This window comes from Nitrospiria bacterium (genome assembly GCA_035517655.1).
Classification (GTDB): Bacteria; Nitrospirota; Nitrospiria; order JACQBZ01; family JACQBZ01; genus JACQBZ01.
Genome location: DATIYJ010000009.1, coordinates 1 through 7246 on the forward strand (window position 1 = coordinate 1; position 7246 = coordinate 7246).

Here is a 7246-nt window from a genome sequence, read left to right on the forward strand (position 1 = left end):
TACCGGCTGCATCTTGCGGTTTGCAAGACCGCTGCGGCTTTTGCCCGCGGCAAGCCGGCCCCGGTCAGTGTAATGCCGGAAGTCGTCGCCGATGTTGCGGCGGTGGCTTATGGCCGGATGAATCACCCGGACTACAAGGTGAAGGCGTTGGCCTTTGCCGGAATTGAAGAGGATCGGGCCAAAACCCTCTTTACCAGGCTGGACCGGTTCATGGAAGAGTTCTATGCGTCGCGGCTCTTTAGTTTTATCAAGAGAGCTGGGCTACGGCGCCGGGTGAAGACCTCCGGTGTTGAGCCTGCTGTAGCGGCGTTTGTGAGAAGCTTCCGTACCGGTATCCGGCCAAAAGGCATCGATGATTCGCTGGCCCGGCAGCTGGCCGCGTTGGCGCTCTTCGAGACCTACTACGGTGGGTTCCGGGGCCACAGCGCAAGTTCCGGCCGCCCTCACACCCGGTACCGGCCCCAGATTATGACCTGGGGAGGCTTCGCTGATCTGGATGAATCCAGGCAGGTGTATGAAGCCATTCCGGACCGGCAAGCTCTTCGACAAGTGCTCTTTCCAGCTATCGCGATGATGGCACGGGAAGATCGCTTGCAGCGGGCCGGGGCGCTTCTGGATGCCGCACGCCGGGCATACTTGGCGTGGGCAAAAGCACCGGCCGGTTCAGAAAAGCTAGATGAGCTTCGTGCTTCGATCGGAAAAGTTCTTGGAACGTTTTCCGAAAAGGATGTCTGCCGCATCCCGGTACTGGCTTCGCTCAAGAAGAGCCTCCGGTACCTAGAAAGGCAAACGTCTCATGCTTAACGTTTTTGGTGGCAACTCCCCGTCCGCCACCAGAAGGAGCTGAATTAAAGATCCCAATTTGAAAGGGAGCGGAAAATTGAAAGTTTGGAATCCACGCTCCCTTATACCAAATTTTCATTACCATCCTGAAATTCTCGACGCTCTCATTGGTCCTGCCTCATTTCTAACAGCTCAAGACCATCGGCCTAAAAAACGGTTGGTCTTTTGCTAGGCTAAAGCTATGTCAAAAGTATGTCAGATGAAGGCCCATCAAACCATATGAGACCCTATCAAACCACGCGTCAAGCCTTATTAGATGAATAAATAAAACCCCTTGAAAAACTGTGGAATTTAAAGTCTTTCAAGGGGTTTTTAGTGGTGCCCCCGGGGTGATTTGAACACCCGGCCAACGGTTTAGGAAACCGCTGCTCTATCCAACTGAGCTACGGGGGCGAAAACAACCGCGAGGGCGTAAGGCCGGGCGCCCTCGGAATAATGAAGGACAAATAAAATCCGTACTGGATGATACCCTGATCGACGGATGGAATCAAGAAGGAGGGCGGCGGGAAGGCGGCTTCGCGGCGGAAATTAACCGCGCTTTTAACGGATCTTGATCTCGGCGCAATCTGAGCGGCGTAGGGTGGGATCGCATTCGGGAAAATTTCTTTGGAATGGATTGAACGGTTCTCGGAAGAAAGGAGGGGGCGGCGATGAACTGTCCGAAATGCGGCGGGCGGATGAATTTCGAGGAGTTCTTTAGTTCGGCAACCGAAGGAACGTCATGGGCCTACGAAGGGTGGAGGTGCATCTATTGCGGCGAAATCATCGATCCCCTCATCCTCCTGAACCGCAAAGGGACCGTAAACCGCAAGACCGTCTCCATGGGGAAAGAGAGGAGCGGCTGAGTCCGTCCGCTTCAACGTCGTCCGTGCGGTCTACCGATTGAACGGATCGGAGCTGGAAACAGGATGGACGGGCTTCGGCATTTGGCTCTCCCGGAATTCCCGAACCATGTCCTTGACCGCCACGAGCACGGCCTTTTTGTACCGATGAAACAACTGCAGTTCGATCTTTTGCAGCACATCGGGCAGATCGCCCGGGAGGGACATGCCGACCATCATCGGCTTGAGCAATTTCAAAATCATCGGCGAGTCGGGGAGGATCTCGACATCCGAGACTTTCCCGGTCGACGGATCCACCGCGGCGATCACCTGGAACACCTCGGCGTCCGTAAACTCCTTCGGCAGCCGGGCCATGCCTCCGAAAATCAGTTTTTTCTCTTGGGTCGGCATGGGTTTCATCATACGCTTTTCCGGAGAGGGAATCAAGAAGGCCGGCCCCGTCATTGAATCTCCCCCTTGTAAATTTTCATGATCGTCAGGAGGAATTTGAGCGCGGCCGGCTTGGGGCGCTGGAACGAGTTGCGGCCGATGATCGATCCGAAGCCGCCGCCGTCGCGGATCGCGCGGGCCTCGTTGAACACCCGCTCGTCGTCCTCCTTCGCGCCGCCGGAGAAGATGACGATGCGGCGCCCCTCGAAGGCGCTTTGAACGACGTGCCGCACGCGGTCGGCCGGCGTTTTGATCGGAATGCCCCGGGCCTCGTACACTTTTTTAGCGGCCGCCTGCTCGAGGTGGTCCGTGGGCAGCTTGACCTTGATGATGTTCGCCCCCAGCTGCGCCGCGATCTGGGCGGCATAGGCCACCACGTCGATCGCCGTCTCGCCTTCCTTCGAGAGGCCCGATCCCCGCGGATAGGACCAGACCACGACGGCCAGCCCGTTCGCCTTGGCCTCTTCGGCGATCCCCCGGAGCTGCTCGTACATGGTCTGACATTGGGACGATCCGGGATAGATCGTGAACCCGACCGCGCTGCATCCCAGCCGGAGGGCGTCCCGGACCGAGGCCGTCTGCGAGGGAAGCGGGTCCTTCTCATCGTAAAGGGTGTCGTGATTGTTGACCTTCAGGATCAGCGGGATCTCGCCCGCGAAGCGCGCCGCGCCGGCCTCGATGAAGCCGAGGGGCGCCGCGTAGGCGTTGCAGCCGGCGTCGATCGCGAGCTCGAAATGATACGACGGGTCGTAGGCCGGCGGATTGGGCGCGAAGCTCCGGGCCGGGCCGTGCTCGAAACCCTGGTCCACCGGGAGGATCACCAGTTTGCCGGTGCCGCCCAGCGTCCCGTGGCGAAGAATGCGCCCCAGGTTGGCCCGGACGCCCGGGTTTTCACTGTCGTACCAGCTCAGAATCTCACGTATGCTGTCTTTCATAACGCCTCCGCTCTTGCCGGTTTTAAGGACCTCCCGGATCCCATCGTTTATAACAAACTCCCGAAGAACTGTCAATCCGACCGGGGCCGAAGGGCTTCCTTGACACCGGCATCGGATTCGGGTTAGGTTAGACGTTGTCGGCCCTCCGAGCGATGTTCCGATCCCGAAGGAGACCTTGAACGTTTGAAACGCGCCCGCCGAAAACCGAGTCCCCGCTCCCTCCGGAAAACCTCCGGCGGTCCGGCCGAAAACCGCCGCGCCGAGCTTTTGGCCCTGGCCAAATCGTTCGGGATCACGGGCCGCCACCGGATGACCAAGCCGCAATTGATCCTTGCGCTCCGATCCCATCAGAAAAAATCCAGAATCGCCAAAGCGGTTCCGAGGCGGGCCGAGGCGGCGCGCCCGCAGGCCGGACGGGCCGGGGCCGCCCGGACATCGGCCGCCGTTCATCCGACAAAAAACTACGACGACCTGCCGTGGTCCTACGGCGAGACCGAGCTTGGGTTGATGCCGGTCGACCCCTTCCGGATCTACGCCTATTGGGATTTCTCTCCGGAAGATTGGAATGCCGTCTGCGCCCGCGGACGTCCGGTCGTTCTCCGGGTCTACGACGTCACGATGATCCGCTTCGACGGGGCCAACGCCCATTCCCATTTCGACGTCCCCGTCCGGCTCGAAACGCAACGCTGGTATATCCCCCTCTGGAGCGCCGAAAAGTCTCTTTGCGCCGAGCTCGGATGGCTTCTTCCGGACGGATCGTTCCAACGCATCATTCGCTCCAACGTGGTCCAGACCCCGCGCGCCGGCGTCTCGATCTTCGGGGACGCCCGTTGGGTCGAGATCCGCTGGACCCGCCGCCGGCCGGGACGCTTCGTCCGGCGGCAGCGGCCCGGAACGGGTTTGCCGCCCGGTCTCCGGCGGACGCTCGAAGCCCAGGCGGCCGCGATCACCGCCTCGGGAGCCGGAAGCTCCTCCGCCGGGCCGATCGGAACGAAGCCCCGATTTAAACCGCCGGGCTGACCGCGATGCCCGACGGTTATCTCAGCCTCGTCCTCCACGGCCACCTTCCCTATGTCCGTCACCCGGAGCATGACTACTTTCTGGAGGAGAACTGGTTTTACGAAGCCCTGACGGACACCTACCTTCCGCTTCTTCACGTCTTCGAGGGATTGGTGGAGGACGGAATCCCGTTTCGCCTGACCCTGTCCCTATCCCCGACCCTGATCTCGATGATGGCCGATCCGCTGCTCCAGTCCCGCTACCTGCGCCATCTCGACCGGCTGATCGAGCTTTCCCAAAAAGAGCTCGACCGGACCCGGCATCAACCGGACTTTCAGGCCGTCGCGCGGATGTATCACGAGCGTTTCGCCCGGAGCCGGGACCGCTTCCAAAACCGTTACCGCCGGAACCTTCTCCCGGCCTTCCGGAGGCTTGAGGACGCGGGCGCGCTCGAGATCATCACGGCCGCCGCGACCCACGGCTATCTTCCCCTCCTGAGCCCGCAGCCCTTCGCCGTCCGGACCCAGATCCGGGCCGCGGCCGACTATTTCCAACAGACGATGGGCCGCCCCACGGACGGCCTCTGGCTTCCCGAGTGCGGCTATTATCCCGGACTGGATGTTTTCCTCAGGGAGGAAGGCATCCGGTATTTCTTCGTCGAGACGCACGGGCTTGTCTACGCCCAGCCCCGCCCGCGCTTCGGCCACTACGCGCCTGTCTACGGCCCGTCCGGGGTGGCGGCCTTCGGCCGGGACCTCGAATCGTCCAAGCAGGTCTGGAGCGCCGAAGAAGGCTACCCGGGCGATTACGATTACCGGGAATACTACCGCGACATCGGCTTCGATCTCCCGATGGACTACATCCGGCCCTACATCCATCCCGACGGCATCCGGGTCAATACCGGAATCAAATATTACCGGATCACGGGCCGGACGGACGACAAGCGGGCCTACGATCCCGCCCGGGCGACGGAAAAAGCGGCGATCCACGCCGGAAACTTCATGTTCAACCGGCAGCGCCAGGTCGAGCACCTGGCCTCCTCGATGGACCGGCCGCCGCTTCTGGTGGCGCCCTACGACGCCGAGCTGTTCGGGCATTGGTGGTTCGAAGGACCGGAGTGGCTCAACTTCCTGATCCGCAAGCTGGCCTGCGATCAGGACACCGTGGAGCTGATCACGCCCTCGGACTACCTGGATCAATTTCCGGTCAATCAGGAATCCACGCCGTCGGGATCGAGCTGGGGCTATAAAGGGTACAACGAGGTCTGGTTGAACGGCCGGAACGACTGGGTCTGGCGCCATCTCCACAAAGCCGCGCAACGGATGGAAGCGCTCGTCCGCGAATATCCGAACGCGGCCGGGGCGACGCGACGCGCGATGAACCAGGCGGTTCGCGAGCTGCTGCTCGCGCAGAGCTCGGACTGGCCCTTCATGATGAAGACCGGCCAGCAGTCGGAGTACGCCGTGAAGCGCTTCAAGGACCACGTGCTGCGCTTCACGCGGCTCGCGGACGAGATCGAGTCGGGCTCGGTGGATGAAGGGTGGATGAAGGAATTGGAAGACCGGGACAACCTTTTTCCGGATCTGGATTACCGGCGGTTTCGTTAAGATTGATCCCGTTTATTTACCCGGTCAGTTTTTTCGCAGAAGCGCTTCTGACGCCGTAAGAAATTCCTTCGCCTGGTTTACAAGAGTCTGCGCCTTCATCAAACAGCCACGCCTTCTCGTTGAATGTTCCGAACCAAGGACTTTTGCTTTTCTTTCCAGTCTGAAACACGCAGGGGTATCAGCGAAATGGTGATCTCGCACTCTAAAGAAAGGTCGGTCACCAACTGACCGGTTCTTTGAATTTCAAACCAGGGCCGTTCAAACTGATCGAGAATCATGGCCACATCCAGGTCCGAGCCGGACCTCTCCTCGCCGCGCGCGTAAGAACCGTAAAGATACAGCCCTTTCAGCCGTTCGCCATAGATCTTCGCGAGCGATGTCTTTAGTTTCCGTAGCACCTCTTGAGTGGTCTTACTCATCCCCTCTCTCCTTTTCTATTCAACCAGTACCGTCGCCCCAATCCGCCGACGGAGGGCAGGATGCATCCTGCCCCTACAAATTGACATCCCCTTCGCATCTTCCTATACTGATTCAGACTTTCCGGAAAAACCGAGGGAGACCGCATGTCCGAGGCTCCAAAACCAATTATAAACCTGATCGAACGCTTCGAACGCAATGTCGAATCCTACCATAATACGACTTACAATGAAACCCAAGTGCGTCAAGAATTCATCAATCCGTTCTTTGAAGCGCTTGGATGGGATATCACCAACAAGGCCGGCCATGCCGAGGCCTACAAAGACGTCATCCACGAAGACGCCATCAAGGTCGGCAGCGCCACGAAGGCCCCCGATTATTGTTTCCGCATCGGCGGCGCGCGCAAGTTTTTCCTTGAGGCCAAGAAACCTTCCGTCAGCATCAAAGATGACGCCAGTCCCGCCTATCAGCTCCGCCGTTATGCATGGAGCGCCAAGCTGCCGCTCTCGATCCTGACCGACTTTGAAGAGTTTGCCGTCTACGACTGTCGTATTCCTCCGAAGACCAACGACAAACCAAGCACCGGCCGCATTCTATACCTTACCTACAAAGAGTATGCCTCGCGCTGGGATGAACTGGCCTCGATTTTTTCGAAGGATGCCGTCCTCAAAGGCTCCTTTGACAAGTTCGTTACAACGGGTAAAGGGAAACGCGGCACCTCCGAGGTGGACTCGGAGTTTTTGAACGAGATCGAAGCCTGGCGCAACGCGCTGGCCCACAACCTTGCTTTGCGAAACACGAAACTCAGCGTTCGTGATCTTAACTTCGCCGTTCAGCGGACGATAGACCGGATTATTTTTCTGCGAATGTGTGAAGACCGCGGCATTGAGTCCTATGGACAACTCCAGGCCTTGCTCAACGGTGAAAATACCTATGAACGGCTGCGCTATGTTTACGGTCTGGCCGATGACCGTTACAACTCCGGCATTTTTCATTTCAAACAGGAAAAAGGAAGAGCCGAGTCGCCGGATGAATTAACTCCGGGTCTAATTATCGACGATAAAGTCCTTAAAGATATCATCCGTCGCCTCTACTATCCAGAAAGCCCGTATGAATTTTCAGTGTTGAGCGCGGATATTCTCGGCAACGTCTATGAACAGTTCCTGGGCAAGGT

General features: G+C 58.9%; 8 protein-coding genes and 1 tRNA gene. 5 read left to right on the plus strand and 4 right to left on the minus strand.

All coding sequences use genetic code 11. The annotated features are described in order from the left end of the window. Positions 1-804, plus strand: an 804-nt coding sequence (locus tag VLY20_01350; GenBank protein ID HUK55286.1) for a hypothetical protein, incomplete at its 5' end; no start/stop codon positions are given. A gap of 355 nt (positions 805-1159) precedes the next feature. On the opposite strand, the gene VLY20_01355 is transcribed toward VLY20_01350, so the two are convergent. Next, positions 1160-1236, minus strand: a tRNA-Arg gene (locus VLY20_01355). Between the two features lie 257 nt (positions 1237-1493). On the opposite strand from VLY20_01355, the gene VLY20_01360 reads away from it, so the two are divergent. Then, complete coding sequence (locus VLY20_01360; protein ID HUK55287.1) at positions 1494-1688, plus strand: hypothetical protein; 195 nt, start codon at positions 1494-1496, stop codon at positions 1686-1688. 30 nt (positions 1689-1718) lie between these two features. On the opposite strand, the gene VLY20_01365 is transcribed toward VLY20_01360, so the two are convergent. Together VLY20_01365 and VLY20_01370 are read right to left on the minus strand one after the other, a co-directional pair. After that, entirely contained in the window at positions 1719-2087 is a 369-nt protein-coding gene (locus VLY20_01365) for a DUF3870 domain-containing protein (GenBank protein ID HUK55288.1), read from the minus strand. Between the two features lie 38 nt (positions 2088-2125). Further along, a complete protein-coding gene (locus tag VLY20_01370; GenBank protein HUK55289.1) occupies positions 2126-3049 on the minus strand; it encodes a class I fructose-bisphosphate aldolase in 924 nt (307 codons plus the stop codon). A gap of 183 nt (positions 3050-3232) precedes the next feature. On the opposite strand from VLY20_01370, the gene VLY20_01375 reads away from it, so the two are divergent. Together VLY20_01375 and VLY20_01380 are read left to right on the plus strand one after the other, a co-directional pair. Beyond that, the gene (locus VLY20_01375; GenBank protein ID HUK55290.1) at positions 3233-4069 is read left to right on the plus strand and encodes a DUF4912 domain-containing protein; all 837 of its coding nucleotides are present in this window, start codon (positions 3233-3235) and stop codon (positions 4067-4069) included. 5 nt (positions 4070-4074) lie between these two features. Next, the gene (locus VLY20_01380; GenBank protein HUK55291.1) at positions 4075-5655 is read left to right on the plus strand and encodes a 1,4-alpha-glucan branching protein domain-containing protein; all 1581 of its coding nucleotides are present in this window, start codon (positions 4075-4077) and stop codon (positions 5653-5655) included. 98 nt (positions 5656-5753) lie between these two features. Here the strand turns inward: VLY20_01380 and VLY20_01385 are convergent, their stop codons facing one another. After that, positions 5754-6074 (minus strand): nucleotidyltransferase domain-containing protein, encoded by a 321-nt coding sequence (locus VLY20_01385; protein HUK55292.1) that lies wholly within the window; start codon positions 6072-6074, stop codon positions 5754-5756. Positions 6075-6218: 144 nt separating this feature from the next. Here VLY20_01385 and VLY20_01390 point away from each other — a divergent pair. Further along, on the plus strand, positions 6219-7246 hold a 1028-nt coding region (locus VLY20_01390), incomplete at its 3' end, for a restriction endonuclease subunit M (GenBank protein HUK55293.1).